The organism is Flavonifractor sp. An306, from assembly GCF_002159455.1.
Lineage (GTDB): Bacteria > Bacillota > Clostridia > Oscillospirales > Oscillospiraceae > Flavonifractor.
The window spans coordinates 1-829 of record NZ_NFIQ01000233.1; the positions used below are offsets into that span (position 1 = coordinate 1).

Below are 829 nucleotides of genomic sequence, written 5' to 3' on the forward strand. Positions count from 1 at the left end.
TCTGTGTGTTGGGTCTGGTTGGTTGCAGTCAGCAAGGACAACAGGACATAATAACTCCAACTCAAAATAACGAGGAAATATCCCAAACAGACATTCAATCCGAAGCTGAACAGAAATATACTTATGAAGAATTATCCGAAATGCCCGCAGAAGAACTGCTTGATTTATTTATTCAAAATGGTTTGGTTATAAGTGACGAGTTAAAACAGTCGTATACTGAAGAGGAACTTCAATCCCTGTTTAAGGAACACTTTGCCTTGTGGCATACGGGAGTAGTCTCAATGGATTATACTGTGTACATGGATTTGGCAGAGCAGACAAAGGCAATTTTTGATAAAATTGCGATCCCTAATTTTTCTTATGCCGAAGATGCAGCAATATATTTAGAATGCGAACCTGGTGTAAAAACTTCCGGGTTTGTAAATATAACTGAGACTGAAATCACTTTTGAGAATGTGGCCGAACATGCCAAGGGCGAATGCACTATCGAATATGACAGTGTTACGACATATTTTGATCCAGATAAATGTGTATGGAAAGTACATTTCTGCACAGACGGAATGGTTGGCGGCGACCAGAGCGTTTATTTGGATTGCGATGGAAAAACCCTCTTGATCGTATATGGTGAATAGCTGACCAATTTTAATTTGTTGAACAAAATACTATAATATGGAACTTTTCGAGAAATTTTGCATCTAAAATGATAAAGACATATTGCAGATGTTAGGGTCGGGAGAAATTAACCATATTGGGCCGGGAGAAAAAAGCCAATATCGGCCGGACGAAAATCGCCAATCCAGGGTAGCCAGCCCCCCGGCAGTATTGTTTA

At 39.7% G+C, this 829-nt stretch carries 1 protein-coding gene; it reads left to right on the top strand.

Translation table 11 applies throughout. From position 1 onward, the window contains the following. A partial coding sequence (locus tag B5F88_RS20970) for a hypothetical protein (RefSeq protein WP_162612269.1) occupies positions 1-632 on the top strand: 632 nt, incomplete at its 5' end. Between the last annotated feature and the right edge of the window lie 197 nt (positions 633-829).